Genomic DNA, 25,077 nt, shown 5'->3' with positions numbered 1-25,077 from the left:
AAGTCAACGCGGACGGCTTGCCGCTTACAGCTTGTAGCTTGCGGCTGCTTTTAACCCAACAGCGAAATATCCGCTACACCCAGGAACAGGCCGCGCAGGCGCGCCAGCAGCGCGTAGCGGTTGGCTTTCACGGCGGCATCGTCGGCGTTGACCAGTACCTGCTCGAAGAACGCATCTACCGGCTCACGCAGGGCGGCCAGTCGTTCCAGAGTGGGTTGGTATTGACGTTGCGAGGTCAGCGGCGCGACAGCCTGCTCTGCGGCTTCTACGGCGGCCGCCAGGGCTTTCTCTGCGCTCTCGCTCAGCAGGGCGGCGTTGATCTGGGTACCCACCACGCCGTCGGCCTTGGACAGGATATTGGACACCCGCTTGTTGGCCGCAGCCAGGGTGTCGGCCTCGGGCAGACGACGGAAGGCCTGTACCGCCTGCACACGCTGATCAAAGTCCAGCGGCGAGGTCGGGCTGACGGCGCGGACGGACTGGTATACGGCGACGTCGATGCCTTCGTCCTCGTAGCGGGCGCGGAGGCGATCGAAGATAAAGTCCTTCACCAGATCGACCAAGCTGGTGTCACCGTCCTTCAGCGAAACGCCCGACTTGCTCAAATACTCCTGCCTGGACCAGGCCACTGTGCCGACCAGGTCCAGATCCAGCTGTTTCTCGATCAGGATACGCAGCACACCCAAGGCCGCACGGCGCAGGGCATACGGGTCCTTGGAGCCGGTCGGCAGCATGCCGATACCGAAGATGCCGACCAGCGTGTCGATCTTGTCGGCCAGCGCGACGGCGGCACCGGTCAGGGTGCTTGGCAGTTCGGCACCGGCGCCACGTGGCATGTACTGCTCGTTCAGGGCCAGGGCAACGTCATCGGCCTCGCCGTCGTGCTTGGCGTAGTAGTAACCGGCAATCCCCTGCAGCTCGGGGAACTCGCCGACCATCTCGGTCGCCAGGTCGCACTTGGACAGCAGGCCGGCGCGGGCGGCGCGCTCGGCGTCACCACCCAGCTGGTTGGCGATCAGGCGGGCCAGATCGGATACGCGCTGTGCTTTCTCGAAGACACTGCCCAGTTCAGCCTGGAACACCACATTGGCCAAGCGCTCGTTGCGCGTCTCCAGGGGATGTTTCTGATCCTGCTTGAAGAAGAACTCGGCGTCGGTCAGGCGCGGGCGTACGACTTTCTCGTTGCCCTCGATGATCTGTGTCGGGTCTTTGCTCTCCAGGTTGGAGACCGTGATAAAGCGCGGCAGCAGCTTGCCGCTCGCATCCAGCAGGCAGAAGTATTTCTGGTTGTCCTGCATGGTCGAGATCAGCGCTTCCTGCGGTACGTCGAGGAAGCGTTCTTCGAAGCTGCAGACCAGCGGTACCGGCCACTCGACCAGCGCGGTCACTTCGTCCAGCAGATCGGCCGGCACGATGGCCGTACCCTGCTGCTCGGCCGCCAGCGTGTCGACGCGGTTCTTGATGATCTCGCGGCGCTCGGCGAAGTCGGCGATCACGTGTGCGCTGCGCAGGGTTTGCGCGTAGGCCGCCGGACTGGCGATGGTGACCTGATCCGGATGATGGAAGCGGTGGCCACGGGACAGGTTACCGGCCTGCTGGGAGAGAATCTCGCAGGGCACGACCTGCTCGCCGAGCAGCATCACCAGCCACTGGGTCGGACGGACGAATTCGGTCTTGCGGGCACCCCAGCGCATGCGCTTGGGAATCGGCAGCGCGGCCAGTGCGGCGTCGACGATGCCCGGCAGCAGGTCGGTGGCCGGCTGGCCCGGGATGTTCTGCACGAAGCGCAGCTTCGGGCCGCTCTGGTCGATCTCGGCCAGGCTGACACCACACTTGCGGGCAAAGCCCTCGGCGGCCTTGGTCGGCTTGCCGTCGGCATCGAACGCGGCCTGCAGCGGCGGGCCATCAAGCTGGCTGGTGCGATCGGGCTGCTGGGTTGCCAGCGCCTCGACCAACACGGCCAGGCGGCGCGGCGCGGCGTAGTAGCGAGCCTTGCTGTAGTCCAGGCCAGCGTCTTTCAGGCCGCCTTCAACCCCGGCCAGAAAGGCTTCGGCCAGTTTCTTCAGGGCCTTGGGAGGCAGCTCTTCGGTGCCCAGTTCAACGAGAAAATCCTGCGCCTGCATTATTCGGCCTCCTTCAGCTTGGCCAGTACTTCGTCACGCAATTCGGGGGTGGCCATCGGGAAGCCGAGGCGGGCGCGGGCCAGCAGGTAGCTCTGGGCAATCGCGCGGGACAGGGTGCGAACACGGAGAATGTAACGCTGACGCTCGGTTACCGAGATGGCGCGGCGGGCGTCCAGCAAGTTGAAGGTGTGCGATGCCTTGATAACCATTTCATAGGCTGGCAGTGGCAGCTCCAGCTCCATCAAGCGGTTGGCTTCACCTTCGTAGAAATCGAACAGTTCGAACAGCTTGTCGACGTTGGCGTGCTCGAAGTTGTAGGTCGACTGCTCCACCTCGTTCTGGTGGAACACGTCGCCGTAGCTGACCTTGCCGAACGGGCCGTCGGAGTAGACCAGGTCGTAGACCGAATCGACGCCCTGCAGGTACATCGCCAGACGCTCCAGGCCGTAGGTGATCTCGCCGGTGACCGGATAGCACTCGACGCCACCGACCTGCTGGAAGTAGGTGAACTGGGTCACTTCCATGCCGTTGAGCCAGACTTCCCAGCCCAGACCCCAGGCGCCTAGGGTTGGCGATTCCCAGTTGTCTTCAACGAAGCGGATGTCATGCACCAGCGGGTCGATGCCGATGTGGCGCAGTGAATCCAGATACAGCTCCTGGATGTTGTCCGGGTTCGGCTTGAGCACCACCTGGAACTGGTAGTAATGCTGCAGGCGGTTCGGGTTCTCGCCGTAGCGGCCGTCAGCGGGGCGGCGGCTGGGTTGTACGTAGGCGGCGTTCCAGGTTTCCGGGCCAATGGCGCGCAGGAAGGTAGCTGTGTGGAAGGTGCCGGCACCCATTTCCATGTCGTAGGGCTGCAAAACCACACAACCCCGCTCTGCCCAGTAGCTTTGCAGGGCAAGGATCAGTCCTTGAAAGGTGTGGACGGCTGGATTGGTCTGAGTCACGTGTTTCACCAGGTCGGGCTGTGAAATTGAGAAAGGCCGAAGTATACAGTCAGAACGCCTGCGACATACAGGAAAGCGGCGTATTTACTGGTCTGCGCCGCAGAATGCGGCGACCCTTGCCTATCGCTTTGCGTGCTCATGGGTGCGCCACGGCCGAACGTTCGATGACCTGCCCAAGACGGTCGAAATCGATATTGGCGCCGGAGTTGATGGCGATCAGGGTATCGCCCTGGATGCCCTCCCGGCGCACGTACTGGCGTAGCCCGGCCACCGCCAGTGCACCGGAGGGTTCGGTGATGGAGCGGGTGTCGTCGTAGATGGCGCGCACGGCGCTGCAGATCTCATCGTTGCTGACCGTGATTACCTCATCGACATAGCGCCGGCAGTACTCGAAGTTCAGCGCGCCGATCTGCGCGACGGCGACGCCATCGGCAAAGCGACCAACCTGGGGCAGCACCACGCGCGCATTGGCCGCCAGCGCGGCCTGCAGGCAGGCAGACTCCTTCGACTCGACACCGATCACCCGTACCTCCGGGCGCAGGTACTTGATGTAGGCCGCCACCCCGGCAATCAGCCCGCCGCCGCCAACCGGCACGAATACCGCGTGCAGTGGGCTCTGGTACTGGCGCAGCAGCTCCACGGCGACTGTGCCCTGGCCAGCGATCACATCGGGGTCGTCAAAGGGCGGGACAAAGGTATAGCCCTGCTGTTCGGCCAGTTGCAGGGCGTGGGCCAGCGCCTCGGCAAAGCTCTCACCGTGCAGCAGTGCGGTCGCGCCGCGGGCGCAAACCCCCTCTACCTTGAGCCGGGGGGTGGTGGTGGGCATGACGATCAGGGCGCGCGCGCCGAGTCGCTGGGCAGCCAGCGCCAGGCCCTGGGCGTGGTTGCCGGCAGAGGCGGTGATGACGCCGCGTGCGCGCTCGCTTGGGGTAAGACGCGCAACCCGGGTATAGGCGCCGCGGATCTTGAACGAGAACACCGGCTGCAGGTCTTCGCGCTTGAGCAACACCTGATTGTTCAGGTTGGCTGACAGGCGCGGGGCAAATTGCAGCGGGGTTTCAAGCGCAACGTCGTAGACCGGGGCCGAGAGGATGCTGCCGACCAGCGCGCGTAGCTGCGCCGTGCCGTCGTCCTCGCTGAGGTCGGTGTCGGAAGTGGGGGTGGCTGTGGCGGTGTTCATGCTGTCTCCTGATGCGGTTGAAACCTCGGAGACAGTGCTGATTACCCGCCTCGGAGGCGGGTGGGGTCTGGACGCAAGCTAGCCCGCCGTTGCTGGAATGGCGGTAATAATCATGGCGGCGTTGAACAGGCGTGCGTCGGTCATAGGGTCGAATCTAGCGCGTGGGCGTGCTGGGCGTCAATCGTCGCGGGTCAGCACTTCCAGCAATTCGATCTCGAAACACAAATTGCTGCCGGGTTTGATGTGCTCGCCGACGCTGCGTTCGCCGTAGGCCAGCGCTGCCGGTACAAACAGTTGGCGACGGCCGCCGACGCGCATGCCCATCAGGCCCTGATCCCAGCCCTTGATGACCCGGCCGGTGCCGATGACGCACTGGAACGGGCGGCCACGCTGGTGTGAGGAGTCAAATACGGTGCGGTCTTCCAGGGTGCCGGTGTAGTGGGTCGTAATCAGCGCGCCTTTGACGCACTCCTTGCCCTCGCCCACGCTCAGGTCGATGATTTGCAACTGGTCGCTCATGTGGTTCTCCGTGGGCCGATGTAAGATGGCGCTCAGGTGGCGAGTATAACTCTCAGGTTGGAGCAAAGGCATGAACCCGATGGACCCGGTGCGCTGCAGTTGGTGCAGTGATGACCCGCTTTATCAGCGCTATCACGACGAGGAGTGGGGAGTGCCCTGCCGCGATGCTGACAGCCTGTTCGAGATGTTGATGCTGGAAGGCTTTCAGGCGGGCCTGTCGTGGATCACCGTGCTGCGCAAGCGTGAGCACTACCGTCAGGTGTACCGAGGCTTTGATATCGACTTTATGGCCAATCAGACGGACGACGAGTTGCAGGCGTTGTTGCAGGACCCGGGCATCATTCGCAACCGCCTCAAGGTCTATGGTGCGCGGCGCAACGCCCGTGCCTGGCAGCGTTTGTGCGCCGAGCATGACCCGGTCGAGTGGCTCTGGCAGTTTGTCGGCGGCCAGCCGCTGATTCGCCACGCCGCAACCCTGGGCGAGATTCCGGCACAGACGGACCAGGCCAGGGCGATGAGCAAGGCATTGCAGAAAGCCGATTTTACCTTCGTTGGCCCGACCATCTGCTACGCCTTCATGCAGGCCACCGGCATGGCAATGGATCACACCACCGATTGCCACCGCTACCCGGCCCTGGCTGTCGGCTGAGCCGGGTTCTCGCCCTGCCCGCCCGAGCGGCTTACAATGGCGGCTGATTTCTTGTTCGGAGCATTACCGTGGAGCGGTTGAAAGGCGCCATCATCGTTGGATTTCTCAAGCTGTTTTCCATGCTGCCGTTCAGCGTGGCACAGCGGTTGGGTGCGCTGGTTGGCTGGTTGATGTGGAAGCTGCCCAACCGCTCGCGTGACGTGGTGCGTATCAACCTCACTCACTGCATGCCGGAGCTGACCGAGGCTGAGCTGAACGATCTGGTGCGTCGTACCCTGATCGATACCGGGCGCAGCTTTGCCGAGAGTGCCTGCGCCTGGATGTGGTCGCCGCAGAAGACCGTCAGCCTAATCAAGGAAGTGGAAGGCGAAGAGGTCCTGGTCAAGGCGCTTGAGGCCGGCAAGGGCGTGGTGGGCATCACCAGCCACCTGGGCAACTGGGAGGTGCTGAATCACTGGTACTGCCTGCGCGCCAAACCGATCATCTTCTATCGTCCGCCCAAGCAGAAAGCGGTGGATGAGCTGCTGCAGCGCCAGCGTACCCAGCTGGGCAACAAGGTAGCGGCGTCTACCCGCGAAGGCATCATCAGCGTCATGCGTGAAGTGCGCCGCGGCGGTGCCGTGGGTATTCCGGCCGACCCGGAGCCAGCGCTCAAGAGCGGCCTGTTCGTGCCCTTCTTTGCCACCCAGGCGCTGACCAGCAAGTTTGTGCCCAACCTGCTCAAGGGCGGCGAGGCCCAGGCGGTGTTCTTCCACTGTGTGCGGCTGCCGGACAACAGCGGTTTCAAGGTCATTCTCGAGGCAGCGCCCGACGGGCTCTACAGCCAGGATGAGTACGAGGCCGTGGCCTGCATGAGTGCGGTGATCGAGAGCTACGTGCGGCGCTGGCCGAGCCAGTACATGTGGAGCATGAAGCGCTTCAAGAAGCGGCCCGAAGGTGAAAAGCGCTGGTACTGAGCGGTAAGTCGCGCGCTTGCACTGTGGCTGCAAAACCGTCAACGGGCTATGTTAGTGTTCGCCAAGGTGATGATGTAATACGCGATGACTGGTGCTCATCAGGCGTATCTTGCGAAGTGAGGAAAGGGATTGGCCAACCAGCGACAGCATCCGCGCACGCCGATGAAGGCACAGATCAAGATTGCCCACCCGAGTTTTGGTGACGTGGTTGGTCACACACGAGACCTGTCCGACGGTGGTGTTTTTGTCGAGCATCCCGTGCTCGCCACGCTGCAGCCCGGTGATGAGGTCACCGGGCAGGTGCAGGGCATGCCCTTCGAGGCGCCGATTTTGCGCATGCAGGTGCAGCGGGTGATCGCCGGCGAAGGGGCTGGTCTGGCCTTTATCGACGAGGCCTGATCTGACGGTCGGCGCGCTAGCGCCGCCAGAACATCGGTGACAGCAGCACCAGCAGGGTAAATACTTCAAGACGCCCGAGCAGCATGGCAAAGCTCAACACCCACTTTACCCCGCCATCCAGATTGCCGTAGTGCACCGCCACCTCGCCCAGACCCGGGCCCAGGTTGTTGATGCAGGCGGTCAGCGCCGAAAAGGCGGTGACAAAGTCCAGACCGGTACCCAGCAGGATCAGGAACAGCATCGCGAAGGTAAACACGTAGACCGCGCAGAAGCCCCAGACGGTTTCTACCACGCGATCCGGCACCGGGCTGTTGCCCAGCTTGACCGGAAAGATTCCGCGCGGATGCAGCAAGCGCTTGATCTCCCGCTCACCCTGTTTGTACAGCAGCAGCACGCGAATCACCTTCATGCCGCCGCCGGTAGAGCCGGCGCACGCACCGATGAAGCTGGCGTACAACAACAGGTACGGCAGCAGGGTCGGCCAGGTTGAGAAGTCGGTGACGCCGAAGCCGGTGGTGGTGGCGATGGACACGGTTTCGAAGGCCGCATAGCGCACGGAGGTCCAGACATCGTGGTGCTGATAGTGCACCAGCACCGCAAAGCAGATGATGAACAGCGCCAGAATCACCAGCACGTAGGCCCGGCATTCCGGATCCTGCCAGTAGTTTTTCAGCGAGCGGAAGCGCCAGGCGAGAAAGTGCAGCGCAAAGTTGATGCCCGAGATCAGCATGAACAGGATGCAGATCGCCTCGATCAGCGGGCTGTTGTAGTAGCCGATGCTGGCGTCGTGGGTCGAGAAGCCACCGATGGCGACGGTCGAGAAACTGTGGCCGATGGCGTTGAACAGGTCCATGCCGGCGGCCCAATAGGCCAGCGCACAGGCCACGGTCAGGCCGGCGTAGATGTACCAGAGTACCTTGGCGGTTTCTGCAATACGCGGGGTCAGCTTGTTCTCTTTCAGCGGGCCGGGCATCTCGGCGCGGTACAGCTGCATGCCGCCCACGCCCAGCATCGGCAGAATGGCCACCGCCAGCACGATGATCCCCATGCCGCCAAACCACTGCAGCTGCTGGCGGTAATACAGCAGTGCGCGCGGCAGCGTATCCAGCCCGGTAATCACCGTGGCGCCGGTGGTCGTCAGCCCCGAGAAGGACTCGAACACCGCATCGGCGACGGTCAGGTCGGGCATATCCAGCAGCCACAGCGGCACGGCCCCGAACAGGCCGAGAACCAGCCAGAACAAAACGGTAATCAGATAGCCGTCACGGGTACGCAGCTCCGCGCGCTGTCCGCGCACCGGCAGCCAGATGCAGGCACCGGCGATCATGGTGATGACAAAGGCGCTGAGGAAGGCGTTCATCGCCTCCTCGTGGTAGTACAGCCCAACCGCTGCGGCCGGCAGCATGCTGGTGGAGAAAAGCATCAGCAGGATGCCGATGATGCGCTGTATCTGCGGATACTGCATTCCGGGGCGCCTTAGAGAAAGGTCAGTCCGACCTGGAACAGACGCTCCACATCGCGAACATGTTTTTTGTTGATGACGAAGAGGATGACGTGGTCATCCGATTCGATCACGGTGGAATCGTGGGCAATCAGTACCTCGTCATCGCGCACGATGGCGCCGATGGTCGTGCCCGGCGGCAGATCGATCTGACCGACCGACTTGCCGACCACCTTGGAGGAGCGGCCGTCGCCGTGGGCGACCACCTCGATGGCCTCGGCCGCCCCCCGGCGCAGGGAGTAAACATTGACGATATCGCCCCGACGCACGTGGGTCAGCAGCGTGCCGATGGTCGCCTGCGAGGGTGAAATGGCAATGTCGATCTCGCCGCCCTGCACCAGATCAACGTAGGCCGGGTTGTTGATCAGCGTCATCACCTTGCGCGCGCCCAGTCGCTTGGCCAGCATCGACGACATGATGTTGGCCTCATCGTCGTTGGTCACGGCGCAGAAGATATCGACGTCCTCGATATTTTCCTCGATCAGCAGCTCGCGATCCGAGGCGCTGCCGTGCAGTACGACCGAGCGGTCGAGATTTTTCGACAGGTAGTCGGCGCGGGCCTTGCTGGCTTCGATGATCTTGACCTGATAGCGGCTCTCGATGGCCTCGGCCAGGCGCTCGCCGATATTGCCGCCGCCGGCGATCACCACCCGCTTGTGGGTCTTCTCGACGCGACGCAGCTCGCTCATTACCGCGCGAATGTCGCGGGTGGCGGCGATGAAGAACACCTCGTCATCGGCCTCGATGATGGTGTCACCCTTGGGAATGATCGGGCGGTCCTTGCGGAAAATGGCCGCCACCCGCGTATCCACGCCGGGCATGTGCTGGCGCAGAAAGCGCAGCTCCTGGCCGACCAGCGGGCCGCCGTAGTAGGCGCGCACCGCCACCAGCTGGGCCTTGCCCTCGGCAAAGTCGAGCACCTGCAGTGCACCGGGGTTCTCGATCAGGCGTTTGACGTAGTTGGTCACCACCTGCTCGGGGCTGATCAGCACGTCGATCGGCACAGCCTCGTTGTGGAACAGGCCGCCGCGGGTCAGATAGGCCGACTCGCGCACGCGGGCGATCTTGGTCGGGGTGCGAAACAGGGTGTAGGCCACCTGGCAGGCGATCATGTTGGTTTCGTCGCTACTGGTAACGGCGATCAGCATGTCGGCATCATCGGCACCGGCCTGGCGCAGCACCGTGGGGAACGAGCCCTTGCCATGCACGGTGCGGATATCCAGGCGGTCGCCCAGTTCGCGTAGCCGCACGTTGTCGGTGTCGATCACGGTGATGTCGTTGGCTTCGCTGGCCAGCTGCGCTGCCAGGCTGCCGCCGACCTGACCGGCACCGAGAATGATGATCTTCATGCCGCAGACTCCCTGTTCTTCTGTTGCGGGCTGGCACTGAGCTTGATCAGGCGGGCCAGGTAAAAACCGTCGTGCCCGTCTGCCTGCGGCAGCAATTGGCGACCACAGGGCTGCACGATACCGTAGTCAGCAACGATATCCAGCGCGCGGGCACCGGGCTGGCGCGCGAGAAACGCCTCGACCACCTCGGTGTTTTCCTGCGGCAGCACCGAGCAGGTGGCGTACACCAGGATGCCGCCTACCTCCAGCGTAGGCCATAGGGCATCGAGCAGCTCGCCCTGCAAACTGGCCAGTGCGGCGATATCCGCGGCCTTGCGGGTCAGCTTGATGTCCGGATGGCGGCGAATCACGCCGGTGGCCGAGCAGGGTGCGTCCAGCAGGATACGCTGGAAGGGCGTGCCGTCCCACCACTGGTCAACGTCTCGACCGTCGGCGGCGATCAGTTGTGCTGCCAGCTGCAGGCGCGTGAGGTTCTCCTCTACCCGCTTGAGCCGCGCCGGCTCCAGATCCAGGCCGACCACCTCGGCCAGATCGGACTGCTGCTCCAGCATCTGACAGGTCTTGCCGCCAGGGGCGCAGCAGGCATCCAGCACGCGTAGACCGGGCTTGAGATCGAGCAGCGGCGCCGCCAGCTGAGCGGCTTCATCCTGCACGCTGACCAGCCCGTCGGCGAACCCGGGCAGCTGCTGGACGTCGCAGGGGCTGGCCAGCTGAATGCCGACCGGGCTGAAGGAGCAAGCAGTGGCGGCGATGTTCGCCTCGGCCAACTGCTGCAGGTAGGCGTCACGGCTCTGCCGGCGCACATTCACCCGCAGGGTCATGGGCGGATGCAGGTTATTGGCGCTGGTGATGGCGTCGAGTTGCTCAGGCCAGGCGCGTTGCAGGCGCTTGTACAGCCAGCCTGGGTGGGCGCACCGCTGCGAAGGCGACCTATCCACGGCGGCCAGCAGCGCCTCGCCATCGCGTTGCACGCGCCGCAGTACGGCGTTGAGCAGGCCCTTGGCCCAGGCTTTGTCCAGGCTGACCGCCGCGTTTACGGTTTCGGCGATGGCGGCGTGGGCCGGCACCCGCAGGTACAGCAGCTGGTACAGACCGATCAGCAGCAGCGCGTGCAGATCCTGATCGGCGGGTTTCATGGGTTTGTTGAGCAGCTCGCGGGCCAGCGCTTCGAGGCGGTTGTACCAGCGGGCGGTGCCAAAGGCCAGCTCTTGCACCAGAGCCTGATCGCGCGGGGCAACGTTCTTCTGTTGCACCGGTAGACTGCCGCCAAGTGAGGCCTTGCCGGCCAGCACGGCAGCCAGGGCGCGGGCCGCCGCGGCGCGCGGATTCACTGGCCGTTACCCAGCAGCAGGCCGGGCGCAAACTGCTCGCGGCGAGCGTTGTAGAGGTCGGCAAAGGCCAGCGGCTTGCCGCCGGGCAGTTGCAGGCGAGTCAGGCGCAGGGCGCCCTGGCCACAGGCAACCAGCAGGCCCTGCTTCTCGCAAGCCAGCACCTGACCGGGCTCTCCCTGCCCTTCCTCGACCTGCGCAGCCCAGACCTTGAGCGGCTTGCCATCCAGCTGCGCGTGGGCCAGCGGCCAGGGAGTGAAGGCGCGGATCAGACAGTCCAGCTCGGGTGCCGGGCGCTGCCAGTCGATGGCGGCCACCTGCTTGTTCAGTTTGTGAGCGTAGGTGGCCAGGGCATCATCCTGCACCTCGCCTTGCAGCGTGCCGGCGGCCAGGCCGTCGATGGCCTGCAGCACCGCCGGCGGGCCCAGCTCGGCCAGCCGGTCATGCAGGCTGCCGCCGGTGTCATCGGCGCTGATCGGGGTGCTGACCTTGAGCAGCATGGGGCCGGTGTCCAGCCCGGCTTCCATTTGCATCACGGTGACGCCGGTTTCGCGGTCGCCCGCCTCGATGGCGCGCTGGATCGGTGCCGCGCCGCGCCAGCGCGGCAGCAGCGAGGCGTGGCTGTTGATACAGCCCAGACGTGGAATGTCCAGCACCGCCTGCGGCAGGATCAGCCCGTAAGCCACCACCACCAGCAGGTCCGGCTTGAGCGCGGCCAGCGCCTGCTGGTCCTCGGCGGCACGCAGCCGCTCGGGCTGCATGACCGGCAGGTTGTGGGCCAGCGCCAGTTGCTTGACGGCGCTCATGGCCAGTTTCTGGCCACGGCCAGCGGGTCGATCGGGCTGGGTGTAGACGCCAACGATGTTGAGTTTGGCGTCAATCAGCGCCTGCAGGTGGGCGGCGGCAAACTCGGGCGTGCCGGCAAAGACGATGCGTAGATCGGATGCGTTCATGGAAATCCGTAAAGAAAAGGCTTGCCGAAGCAAGCCTTGATACCCGGTGACAGATCAGGCCTGCGCCTGGCTGCGATGGATTTTCTCCAGCTTCTTGCGAATGCGGTCACGCTTGAGGTTGGACAGATAGTCAACGAACAGCTTACCGTTGAGGTGATCGCACTCATGCTGGATGCAGACAGCCAACAGGCCGTCGTAGACCTCGTCAAAGGCGTTGCCGTCACGGTCCAGTGCCTTGACGCGGACGCGCTCCGGGCGCTCGACGTTTTCGTAGAAGCCGGGTACCGAGAGGCAGCCTTCCTGCATCTGCTCCAGATCCTCGGTCAGCGGCTCCAGCTCGGGGTTGATGAACACCCGTGGTTCGGACTTGTCCTCGGAGATGTCGATCACGACGATGCGCTCATGCACGTTGACCTGGGTCGCCGCCAGCCCGATACCGGGAGCGTCATACATGGTCTCGAACATGTCGTCGACAAGCTGCTGGATTCGCGCGTCCACTGCTGCCACCGGCTTGGCGATGGTACGCAGCCGTGGGTCGGGAAACTCCAGTATGTTCAATATCGCCATGGGGTTTGTACCGCTTTGTCTGGAACAAATCTAAATTGTGCTGCTAAGATGATGAGCAGCTTGGAAATAAAGCGGGTCTAGCGTGTGGGAGCACGTCGCCAGGCCTGGATGCTGGCCTCTATAATAAAGGGATTCGTGTCATGAGGAAAACACTACTCGGCCTCGTGTTGCTCGCGGCGAGCGTATGGGTGCAGGCGCAAGAGCCTGTTTTCAAGGAAGATCATCCGGATACTTACACGGTGGTCAAGGGTGATACCCTGTGGGATATCTCGGGACGTTTTCTTCGTCTGCCCTGGAAGTGGCCGGAAATCTGGCACGCCAACCCGCAGATATCCAACCCCCATCTAATCTACCCCGGTGATGTGATCTCCCTGGTCTACATCGACGGTCAGCCTCGCCTGATGGTCAACCGCGGTAACGGCGGCACCATCAAGCTGTCACCACAGGCCCGCGTGAAGCCGATTGCCGAGGCCATTCCGACCATTCCGCTGGATGCCATCAACGCCTTCCTGCGTGCCGGTCGCATCATCGAGGATGAAGCGATCATCGAAAACGCGCCTTACGTAATTGGTGGCGAAGCCGAAAGCGTGGTGCTGGGTGCGGGCAACAAGGTGTACGCCCGTGGTGATTTCTCCGACAACGTCCCTGCCTACGAGTTCTATCGTCGCGGCAAGACCTACGTTAACCCCGAAACCAGCGAGTTCCTCGGTATTCACCTGCAGGAAATCGGCAACGGCACCGTTGCCGCCGTTGAGGGCGACATTGCTACCCTGAACGTCACCCGCAGCCGTCAGGAAGTCCTGGTTGATGATCGTCTGCTGGAATCCGAAGAGCGCGCCGTGGCGTCGACCTTCTTCCCCAGCGAGCCGAGCCAGGAGATCAACGGCCTGATCATGGATGTGCCGAATGGCGTGACCCAGATTGGCCAGTACGATGTGGTGCTGATCGACAAGGGCGAGCGTGACGGCCTGACCGTTGGCAACGTGCTGGCGATCTACAAGACCGGTGAAGTGGTGCGTGACCGCGTCATGAACGAGCGCGTGCAGCTGCCCGCCGAGCGCGCCGGTCTGCTGATGGTGTTCCGTGCCTACGACAAGATGAGCTACGGCATTGTGCTGCAAGCCAGCCGCCAGATGGCAATTCTTGATCAGGTTCGCAACCCCTGAATCAAAACGCTGTGACAAGGCCGCCTTCGGGCGGCCTTGTTGTTTAAGCTCTGTCGTTTCCTTCTGATCAGGGACGACCCATGCCCCACGACCTGTCCGCCGAGCGGCAGGCCTGGTTGGCGCTGATGCTGCTAGACGGCGTTGGCCCGCGTTTTTTCCAGCGCTTGCGCTCCCTCGCTTTATCCCCCACCGACTTTCTGATTGCTCGCCCCGAGACGCTGGCACCTTTGCAGATGGCCGCATCGACCCTCGCCGATCTGCGCCGCTGGCAGCGGGGTGATGCCGAGCTGCACCAGCGTCTGCAGATGGCGCTGCAGTGGCAGAGCCACGAGGGCTGCCAGTTGCTGTTTGTGGATGACCCCGAATATCCGCCGCTGCTGGCGGCCATCAGCGACCCGCCGCCGGTGCTTTTTGTGCGCGGCAACGCAAGCGCCCTGCATGACCCGCAAATCGCCATGGTCGGCACCCGTCATCCCAGCCCGCTCGGTGCTGAAACAGCCCGGCGCTTTGCCCACAGTTTCACCGCCAGCGGGCTGACGGTGACCAGCGGTATGGCGCTAGGTGTGGACGGTGCCTGTCATCAGGGCGCGCTGGATGCGGGCGGGCAAACGGTCGCGGTCTGGGGGACCGGGCTGGACAACTGCTATCCGCGCCGTCACCGCAAGCTGGCCGAGGCGATTTTAGAGTACGGCGGTGCGCTGGTGTCCGAGCTGTGGCCTGATGCCGGCCCGCATCCGGCGCAGTTTCCGCGCCGTAACCGCATCATCAGCGGCTTGAGTCTGGGCACGCTGGTGGTCGAGGCGAGCCTCAACAGCGGCTCGTTGATCACCGCGCGATTGGCGCTGGAGCACAACCGTGAGGTGTTTGCCATGCCGGGCTCGATTCACAATGTGCAGGCCCGTGGCTGCCATCGCCTGCTGCGTGAGGGCGCCTGCCTGGTCGAGCAGGTGCAGGACGTGCTCGATGCCCTGCGGTTGCCGCTAATGGCGGCGCTGGAGGAGCCGGACAGCACAAGGCCGGGCTCCCCGGATCCCCCGCTCTGGCGCTGGCTGGGCACGGATCCGGTCAGCCCGGACTGGCTGGCTCGACAGTCTGGGATCGGGGTATCCGAGGTGCTGCAGCAATTGCTCGACCTGGAGCTGGATGGCCAGGTGCTGGCTTCGCCGGCCGGCTATTGTCGTCGCCAGCCTTGAGCCGCCGCGCCGCCTCGGCTACTGTCGCAGGCATTGAATAACGGTGGAGTTCACATGCTGGCTAACTGGCGCATTACCCGTCTGAACCGTTTGCTGCAGGCAGGCGGTGTGATTGCCTATCCGACCGAGGGCGTCTGGGGGCTGGGCTGCAATCCCTGGAATGGTGCGGCGGTAGAGCGCCTGCTGGACCTCAAGCAGCGCCCGGTGCACAAGGGGCTGATTCTGATTGCCGGCGAGATCGAGCAGTTCGACTTCCTGCTTTGGGATCTGCCCGATGCCCAGCTGGCCAAGCTGCGGCTGTCCTGGCCGGGGCCGAACACTTGGCTGGTGCCCCATCAGGGGCGCCTGCCTGAATGGATTACCGGTGCTCACGATACCGTCGCCCTGCGGGTAACCACGCACCCCATCGTGCGTCAGCTGTGCGCTGTTGCCGGGCCGCTGGTGTCGACCTCGGCCAATCCCGCTGGTCGCCCTTCAGCGCGCTCGCGGTTGCGGGTCGAGCAGTATTTTCACGGCGAACTGGATGCCATTGTCCCCGGTGCGTTGGGTGGCGCGCGTAATCCCAGTATCATTCGCGATCTGCAAACCGACCAAGTCATACGCGGCGCCTGAGCCGCCCGGAGAGATTCCACGTGAAACAGGACCAACCCAGCGCCGCCGATGTTGCCGCGGTAAAAGCCTATCTGATGGATCTGCAGGACCGTATCTGCAATGCCCTGGCGGCAGCAGACGGGCGTGAGCAGTTCATCGAGGACGCCTGGGAGCGGCCCGGTGGCGGCGGTGGCCGCTCGCGGATCATTACCGACGGAGCTTTGCTGGAAAAGGGCGGTGTCGGCTTTTCCCATGTTTTTGGTGACGGCATGCCGCCCTCGGCAACCGCGCACCGCCCGGAACTGGCGGGTCGCCACTTCCAGGCCATGGGCGTGTCGCTGGTGATGCACCCGGAAAACCCCTTCGTGCCGACCTCGCATGCCAACGTGCGGTTCTTTATCGCCGAGAAAGACGGTGCCGATCCAGTCTGGTGGTTCGGTGGCGGCTTCGATCTGACGCCCTACTACGCCAATGAGGAAGACTGCGTGCACTGGCACCGGGTGGCCCGCGACGCCTGCGCACCCTTCGGTGATGATGTGTATCCGCGCTTCAAGAAGTGGTGCGACGAGTATTTCTACCTCAAGCACCGTGGCGAGGCCCGGGGCATTGGCGGTCTGTTCTTTGATGACCTGAACCAGTGGGGCTTCGAGCGCAGCTTTGCTTTCCTGCGCGCCATTGGCGACGCCTACCTTGAGGCCTATCTGCCGATTCTTGAGCGCCGTCGCAACAGCGCCTGGACGCCAGAGCAGAAGCAGTTCCAGGAATTCCGCCGTGGCCGCTATGTCGAGTTCAACCTGGTCTACGACCGCGGCACCCTGTTCGGTCTGCAGACCGGCGGGCGTACCGAGTCGATCCTGATGTCGCTGCCGCCGACCGTGCGCTGGGGCTACAACTGGCAGCCCGAGCCGGGCAGCCCGGAAGCCGAGCTGACCGAGCGCTACCTCACCCCGCGTGACTGGCTGGCAGGAGACGCCTGATGGACCGTTACGCCGTGGTCGGTAACCCGATTGAGCACAGCAAGTCGCCGCTGATCCACGCCATGTTCGCCGAGCAGACCGGCCAGCAGCTGGAATACGGCAAGCTGCTGGCGCCGCTCGACAACTTTATCGGCACGGTGCGCGACTTTCTGCGCGAGGGTCGCGGCGTCAATGTGACCGTGCCGTTCAAGGAGCAGGCTTGGGCCTTGGTGGATGAACATACCCCGGCGGCCGAGCGCGCCGGCGCGGTCAATACCATCCTGCGCCGTGAAGACGGCAGCCTGCTAGGTGATAACACCGACGGCAAGGGGCTGGTGCGCGATATCGAAGTGAATGCCGGGCTGTCGCTGAAGGGCCTGAGTGTGCTGCTGGTCGGTGCCGGCGGTGCCGCTCGCGGCGTGATTCAGCCGCTGCTGGCGGCCGGGCCTGCGCATCTGTGCGTGATCAACCGCACGGTCAGCAAGGCGGAAGAGCTGGCGGCGCTGTTTGTCGATCAGGGGCCGATTGCCGCTGCCGGCCTGCAATGGCTGGTCGAGCCGGTCGATCTGATCATCAATGCGACTTCGGCGAGTCTGGCCGGCGAGCTGCCGCCGATTCCCTACAGCCTGATCAAGCCCGGTCATACCTGGTGCTACGACATGATGTACGGCGCCGAAGAGACCCCGTTCAACCGCTGGGCCCGCGAACGCGGCGCAGCGCGCTGCATCGATGGTCTCGGCATGCTGGTTGAGCAGGCCGCCGAAGCCTTTGCCCTGTGGCGCGGCGTCCGCCCGGACACCGCCCCTGTGCTGGCAGCCCTGCGTCAGGCCTGACGCGGCATTGCAGCGGCCAGCTCGGCAGTCAGCCCGAGCGCCGCTGCCACCCCACCCTGCTGCAGCGCCTCGATCAGGGCTGAACCCACCACCACACCATCGGCGACCTGCGCCAGCGGCGCCGCCTGTTCGGCCCGGCGTACGCCAAAGCCGACGCAGATCGGCACACTGCTCTGCGCGCGAATGCCTTCCAGCGCCTGCGCCACCGCGGTGTGATCCGCTGCGCCCACCCCGGTGACGCCGTTGTGCGACACGTAGTAGAGAAAGCCGCTGGCGTGCTCCAGCACCTTGGGCAGACGCTGGGCGTCAGTGGTTGGCGTTGCCAGACGGATCATTTGCAGACCGGCATCACGGGCCATCGGGCCCAGTTCGTTGTCGTGCTCGGGCGGCAGGTCGACCACCAGCAGGGCGTCGACACCGGCCGCTGCGGCGTCACGAATAAAGTCCGCACCACCGTAGCGATGAATCGGGTTGTAGTAACCCATCAGCACCAGCGGCGTGCTCTGGTTCTGTTCGCGGAAACGGCGCACCAGCTCCAGCGTGCGCTGCTGATTCTGCCCACCCTGCAGGGCGCGCAGGGCAGCGGCCTGAATGGTCGGGCCGTCGGCGGTCGGGTCGCTGAACGGCATGCCCAGTTCGATGATGTCGGCACCGGCGGCGGGCAGCTCCTGCAGCAGTTCCAGACTGGTATCGAAGTCCGGATCACCGGCGCAGATGTAGGTCACCAGGGCCGCGCGGTTGTCGCGGGCGCAGTCGGCAAAGCGGGTTTCCAGACGGCTCATTTTCCTTCCTCCATCAGACCCAGAATGGTCGGCATGTCCTTGTCGCCGCGGCCGGACAGGCACACCACCATCAGGTGATCTTTTGGCAGCGTCGGCGCGCGGCGCGCCACTTCGGCCAGCGCGTGCGAGGTTTCCAGCGCCGGGATGATGCCTTCGGTGCGGCAGCAGTTGTGGAAGGCGTCCAGCGCCTGCTGATCGGTTACCGCGACGTATTCGATGCGGCCCTGCTCGTGCAACCAGGCGTGTTCGGGGCCAATGCCGGGGTAGTCCAGACCGGCGGAGATCGAGTGGGCATCGGCAATCTGGCCGTCACCGTCCTGCAGCAGGTAGGTGCGGTTGCCGTGCAGCACGCCGGGCGTGCCGCCCTTCAGGCTGGCGGCGTGCTTGCCGGTGTCGATGCCGTGACCGGCCGCTTCCACGCCAACCATCTGCACCTCGGGGTAATCGAGGAACGGATGGAACAGGCCCATGGCGTTCGAGCCACCGCCGATACAGGCGACCAGGCTATCGGGCAGACGGCCTTCGCGTTCCAGCATCTGCTGATGCGCCTCACGGCCGATGATCGCCTGAAAGTCGCGTACCAGCGTCGGGTAGGGGTGCGGGCCGGCCACGGTGCCGATCATGTAGAAGGTGTTGTCGACGTTGGTCACCCAGTCGCGCAGCGCCTCGTTCATGGCGTCCTTGAGGGTGCCGGTGCCGGAGGTCACGGGGACGATCTCGGCACCCAGCAGCCGCATGCGGGCGACGTTGTCGCGTTGACGGTGAATGTCGGTTGCGCCCATGTAGACCACGCACTGCAGGCCGAAGCGCGCACACACGGTGGCGGTCGCCACGCCGTGCATGCCGGCGCCGGTCTCGGCGATGATCCGCTGCTTGCCCATGCGGCGGGCCAGCAGGGCCTGGCCGATGCAGTTGTTGATCTTGTGCGCGCCGGTGTGATTGAGCTCCTCGCGCTTGAAGAAGATCTTCGCGCCGCCGTATTGCTCGGTCAGCCGCTCGGCGAAATACAGCGGGCTGGGGCGGCCGATGAACTCGGCGTTGAAGCGGTCCAACTCGGCGATAAACGCGGGCTCGGCGCGGGCCTCGTTGTAGGCCTGTTCCAGCTGCAGCACCAGCGGCATCAGCGACTCGGCTACAAAGCGGCCGCCAAACTGGCCGAACTGGCCGAGGGCATCGGCTTCACGGCGATAATTATGATTGGGCATGGATAGAACCTCCTGAGCGATGGACGCAGATTAGGGCAAGCGCAGGCGGGAAAAAATCGATAAGATGGCCGCAACCTGTGAGAAAAAGTGACAAGTTCCATGGCCAGAGACCTTCCCTCACTGAACGCCCTGCGCGCCTTCGAAGCCGCTGCCCGACTGGAAAGCGTGAGTCAGGCGGCGGGCGAGCTGCACGTCACCCACGGCGCCGTCAGCCGGCAGATTCGTCAGCTTGAAGACGAGCTCGGCATCGCCCTGTTCAGCAAAGCCGGGCGCGGCATCAGCCTGACCCCGGCCGGTCGCCAGCTGCGCGACGCTTGCCGCGAGGCGTTCGACGGTCTGCGCGACACCTGCTCGGCGCTGCGGCAGGACCAGCAGCAGGCGCCCTTCCTGCTCGCCTGCCCGGGCAGCCTGTTGGCCCGCTGGTTTATCCCGCGACTGGACCGCCTGAACGCTGAACTGCCCGAACTGAATCTGCACCTGTCGGCCTCCGAGGGTGAACTCGACCCGCGCCGCCCCGGTGTTAGCGCCACCCTGCTCTACGCCGAGCCGCCGTGGCCGGCCGACATGCAGGTGTATCCGCTGCGTCAGGAACGCATCGGCCCGGTGCTCAGTCCGCGGTATTCGGGCGCTGCGCGCCTGCTCGATCAACCCGCCGAGGTGCTGCTCGGCGAAGCGCTGCTGCACACCCGTTCACGGCCCGGCGCCTGGCGCGACTGGGCCGAGCGGCAGGGCCTGGATGCGGCTCAATTGCGAACAGGTCAGGGCTTTGAGCATCTGTACTACCTGCTGGAAGCGGCGCTCTCGGGCCTTGGCGTGGCCATCGCGCCGCAGCTGCTGGTCGCAGACGATATCGCCGCCGGCCGCCTGCTCGCGCCCTGGGGCTTTGTCGAGACCCGTCACCAGCTCGGCCTCTGGGTGCCGGAGCGCCAGCCCCAGGGCCCGGCGCAGCAACTGGCAGACTGGCTCGGCAAGGCGCTGCAGCAGGCCGACGCATGAAGCGCCTCGCGACCCTTGGCCTCGGTGCCTGCCTGCTCTGGCTGTCCGGCTGCAGCTCGGTTGGCTACCTGTATCAGAGCTGGCAGGGTCAGCGCGCGCTGATGGCCCGCGCCGAGCCCGTTGAGCAGCTGATTGCGGACCCGCAGACCGACCCGCAACTGGCCGAGCGCCTGCGTACCGCCAGCCAGATTCGCCGTTACGCGGTCGAGGCGCTGGCCCTGCCGGACAACACCACCTACACCCGCTACGCCGCGCTGCCCGGCCCCTATCCGCTGTGGAACCTGTTTGTCACCGACGAACTGTCGCTGGCGCCGGTGCAGCACTGCTACCCGTTCTTCGGCTGCATCGCCTACAAGGGCTATTTCGACCAGGCCCGCGCCGAGCAGGCCGCCGATGACTGGCGTGCCCGCGGCAAGGACGTCTATGTCGCCGGCATCCCCGCCTACTCGACCCTCGGCTGGTACAACGACCCGCTGTTCAGCTCCATGCTGCACTGGAGCGACGACTATCTCGCCGAGATGCTGTTCCACGAGCTGGCGCACCAGCGCGTTTACGTTAAGAACGACACCGCCTTCAACGAGTCCTATGCCAGCTTTGTTGGTCAACAGGGGCAGCGTGCGTGGCTCAAGGCGTTGGGGCGGGAGGCGCTGGACCCGGTTGCCGGTGAGCGCCTGCGTGTCTTTGTCGAGCTGGTGCTGGGGACCCGCGCCGGACTGGAAGCGCTCTATCAGAGTGAGCAGTCGGACGATGCCAAGCGTCGCGCCAAGGCCGCCCTGCTTGCGCAACTGAAGGTCGACTATACCGCTGTACGCGACCAGCAATGGGCTGGCGACCCGCGCTTCGACCATTGGTTTGCTGCCGACCTGAACAACGCCCGACTGCTGCCCTTTGGCCTCTATGATCAATGGGTGCCGGCGTTTGAGTGCCTGTATCAGCGCAGCAGCGGTTGGGCTGATTTTCACCAGCGGGTTGAAGCTCTGGGCGCGTTGGCAGCGGAGGCGCGCACCGCCGCGTTGGGGCAGCAGTGCGGCGATTAGCATGTTGTCTCCGCACGTGGCGCCGGACGCGACATGTCGTATCCCTACGGCAGAACAGATAGCCTCCTTGCGTAGGGCCACGGCATGCCGTGGCCGAGTGACGATCAGATCACAGCTGCTGACAGAAGCGCGCCATGGCCTGTGCCAGCTCGCGCAACGCCGGGTTCAGGCGCTGGCGATGAATCAGCAACAGGTGCACTGGCGCCAGTTCGCCCGGCAGTTCCGGCAACAGCTGTACCAGCTCGCCCGAGGCCAGTTCACGGGAGACATCCAGATAGGATTTGTAGGCGACACCCAGACCGCGTAGTGCCCACAGCCGCACCACGTCACCATCGTCGCTGATGCGCGTACCACGCACCTTGATCTGTGGCTCGCCCGGCAGGTCGAAGCGCCAACGGTCGTGCACCGCGTCCCCTAACCGATAGAGCAGGCAGGCGTGCTGTTGTAGCTCGATCAGCGAGCCGGGTTCGCCGTGACGGGCAACATAACCCGGCGAGGCGACCAGCACCCGGCGATTGTCCGGGGCCAGCGGCAGGGCGATAAAGCGTGAGTCTTCCGGCTGGCCGTAGCGCACCGCCAGATCAATCGGCTGCTGGTACAGATCCGCCACCCGGTCACTCACCTGCATCTCCAGCCGCACGGCCGGGCGTTCGGCCAGATAGTTCTCCAGCCAGTCGAGCAGATGGCTGCGCGCCAGATTCGACGGCAGCGTCAGGCGCAAGGTACCGGTCAGCGCGTGGGCGTCTGCATCCAGCGCCTGTTCGGCGTCACGCAGGTGCTGCCAGGCCTGCCGGGCGTTGGGCAGGAAGCGCTCACCCGCTTCGCTCAGGCGCAGGCGGCGGGTGGTACGCTCGAACAGTCGCACCCCCAGTTGCTCCTCCAGCCGCTTGATCGCCGCACTGGCAACCGCCGGTGCCACGTCCAGCTGACGTGCCGCAGCAGAAAAGCTGCCAGCGTCTACCGTAGTGAGGAACAGCGCCAGGTCATCAAGTCGTTGGATTTTCATCGTAATGAATAAAGTGATTTGCTTTTGCGCATCTTTTTCTTCGCATTCACGCAAGTCAAGCTGTACGCAACTGACCGAACAGCCCCGGAGGCACCCGAATGAAAGCAATTGGATACTTTGAAGCTGGCGCGCTGGACCGCACCGATGCCCTGATCGACCTGGACGTCCCCATGCCCTCTCCCGGCCCGCAGGATCTGCTGGTCAAGGTCGCCGCCATCTCGGTCAATCCGGTCGACACCAAGATCCGCAGTCGTCGCGGCGCGACCGGCGACACGCCCGAAGTGCTCGGCTGGGACGCCGTGGGTGAAGTGGTCAGCTGCGGCAGCGCCGTTTCCGGCTTCGCGGCGGGTGATCGGGTCTACTACGCCGGCGCGCTGGAGCGGCCCGGCAGCAACGCCGAATACCAACTGGTCGACGCCCGCATCGCCGCCCACGCGCCGCTGTCGCTGTCCGCCGCCGAAGCGGCCGCCCTGCCGCTGACCGCGATCACTGCCTGGGAGCTGCTGTTCGACCGGCTGGGAGTGCGTGAAGGCGGCGGTGAAGGTCAGGCCCTGCTGGTGGTCGGCGCCGCCGGTGGCGTTGGCTCGATCCTGGTTCAGCTCGCCCGCCAGTTGACCAAGCTCACCGTAGTCGCCACCGCCGCCCGCGCCGAGAGCGTGAAATGGGTCAAGGGCCTGGGCGCCCATCACGTCATCGACCATAGCCAGCCGCTGCTGCCGCAACTGCAGGCGCTGGGTATCAGGGACGTCGAACTGATCGCCTCGCTGACCCACACCGATCAGCACTACCCGCAATACGGCGACTGCATCGCCCCACAGGGCCGCCTCGGCGTGATTGACGACTTCGGCCCGCTCGACATGAGCGTGCTCAAGCGCAAGTGCGCGTCCTTCCACTGGGAGTTCATGTTCACCCGCAGCATGTTCGAAACCGCCGACATGGCCGAGCAGGGCAAACTGCTGCAACGCGTCGCCGACCTGGTCGATGCCGGCACCCTGCGCAGCACCCTGGGTGAGCATTACGGCGCGATCAACGCGGCCAACCTCAAGCGCGCGCATGCGCTCCTGGAGAGCGGCAAGGCGCGGGGGAAATTGGTGTTGGAGGGGTTCTGAACGGCGTTGCGCCCATTAGCCCTTCTGGCTGATGCACTCGGCATCACTGCCCACACGTCATCCTCGCGCAGGCGAGGATCCATGGGGTTCAGCGGTCATGCCGGCCACTTCAGCGCCGTTTGGTAACCCGCCTTTCGCCTTCCCGGCGAGCCAAGGGGGGCCGCTTGCCCGGCCCCCCCTGGCGATCCCCCCGGGCACCCGACTACGCGGCCCTTCGGGTTCGCTGCGTTGCTCGATTTATCGGGGAGCCACAAAACTCGGCTCTTTGAGCCTCAGACATCCTGTGGCTCTTTTTCCCGATAAATCTCCGCTACTCGCCCGCGTAAACGGGGAGTGGGTCCGCGCATGCTTCGCGTTCGTGCGCTGCCCATCCGATGCCGCAACCCTCCCGTCTTGCCCATGCACCATCACGGTGCTAGTCTCACCGAGTCGTCAAACGACGACCTTTCGTTTTTACCTGTCCAGAGTGACCGCATGTCCACTGCCCAGACCACTGCTGTTGTAAACCGCCCCGCGCTTGCCGGTGTGGTTGCGCGCGTGCAGGCTGCCGTGGCCTGCCTGCCGGTCACCCCTCCCGGCGTAGCCATCGTGGCTGCAGTGGCTTCACCGCCACCAGCGCACTGATCCCGTTACCCCTTTTCTGATTTCTGTTCTCCCTGACTGGCGTCACGCCGCAGGGCGAACCTGTGTCCTGACAGGTGACATATGTTTATTCAACGTTTGAACTGGGCCGCCATTGGCCCGACTGCGCTGTTCGTGCTGCTGTGGAGCGCGGGCGCGATCTTCTCCAAATGGGGGCTGGAACACGCCTCTGCCTTTGCCTTTCTGCTGCTGCGCTTTGTGCTGGCCTGCGCTGCCCTCGGGCTGCTGGCGCTCACCCGGCGGCGCTGGCTGCCGGCGCGCGGCACCCGCAGGCAGGTAGCGCTGGTGGGGGTACTGCTGACCGGCGGCTACACCATCTTCTACCTGCTCTCGCTGGACGCCGGGCTCACGCCGGGCGTGCTGGCAACGGTGCTGGGCGTGCAGCCGATCCTCACCCTGATGCTAGTCGAACGCCGCGCCAACCTGCTGCGGGTATTGGGCTTGCTGCTGGCGCTCGGTGGCCTGACGCTGGTAGTGCTCGACAGCCTGCTGGCGGCGCGCTTTTCGCTGCTGGGCATTGGCCTGTCGTTGGCAGCCCTGCTGTGCATCACCCTAGGTTCGATCTTCCAGAAGGGTATTCAGCAATCACCCATGGACGTACTGCCGCTGCAATACGCCATTGGCCTGCTGATGTGCGCGGTGGTCGTACCCTTTCAGCCGTTTGACGTGGAATGGAGCGTCGGCTTTATCGTGCCGCTGCTGTACATGGGTGTGCTGATCTCGGTTGGCGCGACCTTGTTGCTGTACCGGCTGATCCGCATGGGCAATCTGGTCAACGTCACTAGCCTGTTCTACTTGATGCCCGGCTGCACCGCGCTGCTGGATTTTCTGTTTTTGGGGAATCGGATGGCGGCGTTGAGTTTGGTGGGGATGGGGGCGATTGTGCTGGGGTTGGTGTTGGTGTTTCGCCAACGGGGTTAATCCAGCGCCCGTGCTCGGATAGCCCCGGTGCGCTGACCCTATCACCACGTCATCCTCGCGAAGGCGAGGATCCATGGGGTTGGCGGTCATGCCGGTCACTTCGGCGCTGTCTGATAACCCGCCTTTCGCCTTCACGGCGAGCCAAAGGGGGCCGCTTGCCCGGCCCCCC

Annotated in this window: 25 protein-coding genes; 13 read left to right on the top strand and 12 right to left on the bottom strand. The window is 64.6% G+C overall.

Annotated features, from left to right (window positions below):
• Positions 1-50 precede the first annotated feature (50 nt).
• The 4 genes from glyS to ASB58_RS16170 form a co-directional block, all read right to left on the bottom strand.
• Positions 51-2,123, bottom strand: a complete 2,073-nt coding sequence (gene glyS, locus ASB58_RS16185) for a glycine--tRNA ligase subunit beta (RefSeq protein WP_118131634.1) — start codon at positions 2,121-2,123, stop codon at positions 51-53.
• Positions 2,123-3,070, bottom strand: a complete 948-nt coding sequence (gene glyQ, locus ASB58_RS16180) for a glycine--tRNA ligase subunit alpha (protein ID WP_083728303.1) — start codon at positions 3,068-3,070, stop codon at positions 2,123-2,125. Before glyQ ends, glyS begins: the two co-directional genes overlap by 1 nt.
• Positions 3,071-3,206: 136 nt before the next feature.
• The gene (ilvA, locus tag ASB58_RS16175) at positions 3,207-4,250 is read right to left on the bottom strand and encodes a threonine ammonia-lyase, biosynthetic (protein ID WP_118131633.1); all 1,044 of its coding nucleotides are present in this window, start codon (positions 4,248-4,250) and stop codon (positions 3,207-3,209) included.
• Between the two features lie 177 nt (positions 4,251-4,427).
• Positions 4,428-4,769 (bottom strand): FKBP-type peptidyl-prolyl cis-trans isomerase, encoded by a 342-nt coding sequence (locus tag ASB58_RS16170; protein ID WP_118131632.1) that lies wholly within the window; start codon positions 4,767-4,769, stop codon positions 4,428-4,430.
• Positions 4,770-4,848: 79 nt separating this feature from the next.
• Between ASB58_RS16170 and ASB58_RS16165 the strand changes: the two genes are divergently transcribed.
• The 3 genes from ASB58_RS16165 (at position 4,849) to ASB58_RS16155 (ending at position 6,773) form a co-directional block, all read left to right on the top strand.
• Complete coding sequence (locus ASB58_RS16165; RefSeq protein ID WP_096005020.1) at positions 4,849-5,418, top strand: DNA-3-methyladenine glycosylase I; 570 nt, start codon at positions 4,849-4,851, stop codon at positions 5,416-5,418.
• A 68-nt stretch (positions 5,419-5,486) separates the two neighbouring features.
• Positions 5,487-6,374 carry a lysophospholipid acyltransferase gene (locus ASB58_RS16160; RefSeq protein WP_096004991.1) on the top strand — a complete coding sequence of 296 codons (888 nt, stop codon included), beginning with the start codon at positions 5,487-5,489 and terminating at the stop codon, positions 6,372-6,374.
• Positions 6,375-6,503: 129 nt separating this feature from the next.
• Positions 6,504-6,773 carry a PilZ domain-containing protein gene (locus ASB58_RS16155; protein ID WP_096004992.1) on the top strand — a complete coding sequence of 90 codons (270 nt, stop codon included), beginning with the start codon at positions 6,504-6,506 and terminating at the stop codon, positions 6,771-6,773.
• Positions 6,774-6,789: 16 nt separating this feature from the next.
• On the opposite strand, the gene ASB58_RS16150 is transcribed toward ASB58_RS16155, so the two are convergent.
• From ASB58_RS16150 to def, 5 genes are read right to left on the bottom strand one after another with little or no spacing between them, the layout of a single operon-like run.
• Positions 6,790-8,238 (bottom strand): TrkH family potassium uptake protein, encoded by a 1,449-nt coding sequence (locus ASB58_RS16150; protein WP_118131631.1) that lies wholly within the window; start codon positions 8,236-8,238, stop codon positions 6,790-6,792.
• Between the two features lie 11 nt (positions 8,239-8,249).
• Positions 8,250-9,623, bottom strand: a complete 1,374-nt coding sequence (trkA, locus tag ASB58_RS16145; RefSeq protein ID WP_096004994.1) for a Trk system potassium transporter TrkA — start codon at positions 9,621-9,623, stop codon at positions 8,250-8,252.
• Positions 9,620-10,954 (bottom strand): 16S rRNA (cytosine(967)-C(5))-methyltransferase RsmB, encoded by a 1,335-nt coding sequence (rsmB, locus tag ASB58_RS16140; RefSeq protein WP_118131630.1) that lies wholly within the window; start codon positions 10,952-10,954, stop codon positions 9,620-9,622. The genes trkA and rsmB overlap by 4 nt, the downstream gene beginning before the upstream one ends.
• Entirely contained in the window at positions 10,951-11,904 is a 954-nt protein-coding gene (gene fmt, locus ASB58_RS16135; RefSeq protein WP_118131629.1) for a methionyl-tRNA formyltransferase, read from the bottom strand. The genes rsmB and fmt overlap by 4 nt, the downstream gene beginning before the upstream one ends.
• A gap of 54 nt (positions 11,905-11,958) precedes the next feature.
• A complete protein-coding gene (gene def / locus ASB58_RS16130; RefSeq protein WP_065335664.1) occupies positions 11,959-12,471 on the bottom strand; it encodes a peptide deformylase in 513 nt (170 codons plus the stop codon).
• Between the two features lie 140 nt (positions 12,472-12,611).
• On the opposite strand from def, the gene ASB58_RS16125 reads away from it, so the two are divergent.
• The 5 genes from ASB58_RS16125 (at position 12,612) to aroE (ending at position 17,210) form a co-directional block, all read left to right on the top strand.
• Positions 12,612-13,637, top strand: a complete 1,026-nt coding sequence (locus ASB58_RS16125; protein WP_096004997.1) for a LysM peptidoglycan-binding domain-containing protein — start codon at positions 12,612-12,614, stop codon at positions 13,635-13,637.
• Positions 13,638-13,717: 80 nt separating this feature from the next.
• On the top strand, positions 13,718-14,830 hold the full coding sequence (dprA, locus tag ASB58_RS16120; RefSeq protein WP_118131628.1) for a DNA-processing protein DprA: 1,113 nt from the start codon (positions 13,718-13,720) through the stop codon (positions 14,828-14,830).
• A 54-nt stretch (positions 14,831-14,884) separates the two neighbouring features.
• On the top strand, positions 14,885-15,442 hold the full coding sequence (locus tag ASB58_RS16115; protein ID WP_118131627.1) for an L-threonylcarbamoyladenylate synthase type 1 TsaC: 558 nt from the start codon (positions 14,885-14,887) through the stop codon (positions 15,440-15,442).
• A 20-nt stretch (positions 15,443-15,462) separates the two neighbouring features.
• Positions 15,463-16,398 (top strand): oxygen-dependent coproporphyrinogen oxidase, encoded by a 936-nt coding sequence (gene hemF / locus ASB58_RS16110; protein WP_268877918.1) that lies wholly within the window; start codon positions 15,463-15,465, stop codon positions 16,396-16,398.
• Positions 16,398-17,210, top strand: coding sequence for a shikimate dehydrogenase (gene aroE / locus ASB58_RS16105; protein WP_118131626.1), 813 nt, complete (start codon positions 16,398-16,400; stop codon positions 17,208-17,210). Before hemF ends, aroE begins: the two co-directional genes overlap by 1 nt.
• Here the strand turns inward: aroE and trpA are convergent.
• Entirely contained in the window at positions 17,201-17,992 is a 792-nt protein-coding gene (gene trpA / locus ASB58_RS16100; protein WP_118131625.1) for a tryptophan synthase subunit alpha, read from the bottom strand. The two genes, aroE and trpA, sit on opposite strands and share 10 nt — an antisense overlap.
• Positions 17,989-19,197 carry a tryptophan synthase subunit beta gene (gene trpB, locus ASB58_RS16095; RefSeq protein WP_118131624.1) on the bottom strand — a complete coding sequence of 403 codons (1,209 nt, stop codon included), beginning with the start codon at positions 19,195-19,197 and terminating at the stop codon, positions 17,989-17,991. Before trpB ends, trpA begins: the two co-directional genes overlap by 4 nt.
• A 99-nt stretch (positions 19,198-19,296) precedes the next feature.
• On the opposite strand from trpB, the gene ASB58_RS16090 reads away from it, so the two are divergent.
• Together ASB58_RS16090 and ASB58_RS16085 are read left to right on the top strand one after the other, a co-directional pair.
• A complete protein-coding gene (locus tag ASB58_RS16090) occupies positions 19,297-20,193 on the top strand; it encodes a LysR family transcriptional regulator (protein ID WP_118131623.1) in 897 nt (298 codons plus the stop codon).
• Positions 20,190-21,230, top strand: coding sequence for an aminopeptidase (locus tag ASB58_RS16085; protein ID WP_118131622.1), 1,041 nt, complete (start codon positions 20,190-20,192; stop codon positions 21,228-21,230). The genes ASB58_RS16090 and ASB58_RS16085 overlap by 4 nt, the downstream gene beginning before the upstream one ends.
• Before the next feature lie 109 nt (positions 21,231-21,339).
• On the opposite strand, the gene ASB58_RS16080 is transcribed toward ASB58_RS16085, so the two are convergent.
• A complete protein-coding gene (locus tag ASB58_RS16080; RefSeq protein WP_181977960.1) occupies positions 21,340-22,236 on the bottom strand; it encodes a LysR family transcriptional regulator in 897 nt (298 codons plus the stop codon).
• Between the two features lie 98 nt (positions 22,237-22,334).
• Between ASB58_RS16080 and ASB58_RS16075 the strand changes: the two genes are divergently transcribed.
• The 3 genes from ASB58_RS16075 (at position 22,335) to ASB58_RS16070 (ending at position 24,908) form a co-directional block, all read left to right on the top strand.
• Positions 22,335-23,345 carry a zinc-binding alcohol dehydrogenase family protein gene (locus ASB58_RS16075; RefSeq protein ID WP_118131621.1) on the top strand — a complete coding sequence of 337 codons (1,011 nt, stop codon included), beginning with the start codon at positions 22,335-22,337 and terminating at the stop codon, positions 23,343-23,345.
• A 474-nt stretch (positions 23,346-23,819) separates the two neighbouring features.
• Entirely contained in the window at positions 23,820-23,969 is a 150-nt protein-coding gene (locus ASB58_RS20080; RefSeq protein WP_160003172.1) for a hypothetical protein, read from the top strand.
• A gap of 81 nt (positions 23,970-24,050) precedes the next feature.
• Entirely contained in the window at positions 24,051-24,908 is an 858-nt protein-coding gene (locus tag ASB58_RS16070; protein ID WP_118131620.1) for a DMT family transporter, read from the top strand.
• Positions 24,909-25,077 lie beyond the last annotated feature (169 nt).

Source organism: Pseudomonas abyssi, from assembly GCF_003444685.1.
GTDB lineage: Bacteria > Pseudomonadota > Gammaproteobacteria > Pseudomonadales > Pseudomonadaceae > Halopseudomonas > Halopseudomonas abyssi.
This window is presented reverse-complemented; position numbering and strand designations above follow the sequence as displayed.

Coding starts and splice junctions, on each gene's coding strand:
- ASB58_RS16165 (WP_096005020.1), top strand. CDS start 4,849: ATGGACCCGGTGCGCTGCAGTTGGTGCAGTGATGACCCGCTTTATCAG.
- ASB58_RS16070 (WP_118131620.1), top strand. CDS start 24,051: ATGTTTATTCAACGTTTGAACTGGGCCGCCATTGGCCCGACTGCGCTG.
- ilvA (WP_118131633.1), bottom strand. CDS start 4,250: ATGAACACCGCCACAGCCACCCCCACTTCCGACACCGACCTCAGCGAG.
- ASB58_RS16090 (WP_118131623.1), top strand. CDS start 19,297: ATGGCCAGAGACCTTCCCTCACTGAACGCCCTGCGCGCCTTCGAAGCC.
- trpB (WP_118131624.1), bottom strand. CDS start 19,197: ATGCCCAATCATAATTATCGCCGTGAAGCCGATGCCCTCGGCCAGTTC.
- trkA (WP_096004994.1), bottom strand. CDS start 9,623: ATGAAGATCATCATTCTCGGTGCCGGTCAGGTCGGCGGCAGCCTGGCA.
- trpA (WP_118131625.1), bottom strand. CDS start 17,992: ATGAGCCGTCTGGAAACCCGCTTTGCCGACTGCGCCCGCGACAACCGC.
- fmt (WP_118131629.1), bottom strand. CDS start 11,904: ATGAACGCATCCGATCTACGCATCGTCTTTGCCGGCACGCCCGAGTTT.
- ASB58_RS16125 (WP_096004997.1), top strand. CDS start 12,612: ATGAGGAAAACACTACTCGGCCTCGTGTTGCTCGCGGCGAGCGTATGG.
- ASB58_RS16115 (WP_118131627.1), top strand. CDS start 14,885: ATGCTGGCTAACTGGCGCATTACCCGTCTGAACCGTTTGCTGCAGGCA.
- ASB58_RS16150 (WP_118131631.1), bottom strand. CDS start 8,238: ATGCAGTATCCGCAGATACAGCGCATCATCGGCATCCTGCTGATGCTT.
- ASB58_RS16075 (WP_118131621.1), top strand. CDS start 22,335: ATGAAAGCAATTGGATACTTTGAAGCTGGCGCGCTGGACCGCACCGAT.
- ASB58_RS16080 (WP_181977960.1), bottom strand. CDS start 22,236: ATGAAAATCCAACGACTTGATGACCTGGCGCTGTTCCTCACTACGGTA.
- ASB58_RS16085 (WP_118131622.1), top strand. CDS start 20,190: ATGAAGCGCCTCGCGACCCTTGGCCTCGGTGCCTGCCTGCTCTGGCTG.
- ASB58_RS20080 (WP_160003172.1), top strand. CDS start 23,820: ATGTCCACTGCCCAGACCACTGCTGTTGTAAACCGCCCCGCGCTTGCC.
- def (WP_065335664.1), bottom strand. CDS start 12,471: ATGGCGATATTGAACATACTGGAGTTTCCCGACCCACGGCTGCGTACC.
- glyS (WP_118131634.1), bottom strand. CDS start 2,123: ATGCAGGCGCAGGATTTTCTCGTTGAACTGGGCACCGAAGAGCTGCCT.
- ASB58_RS16170 (WP_118131632.1), bottom strand. CDS start 4,769: ATGAGCGACCAGTTGCAAATCATCGACCTGAGCGTGGGCGAGGGCAAG.
- dprA (WP_118131628.1), top strand. CDS start 13,718: ATGCCCCACGACCTGTCCGCCGAGCGGCAGGCCTGGTTGGCGCTGATG.
- aroE (WP_118131626.1), top strand. CDS start 16,398: ATGGACCGTTACGCCGTGGTCGGTAACCCGATTGAGCACAGCAAGTCG.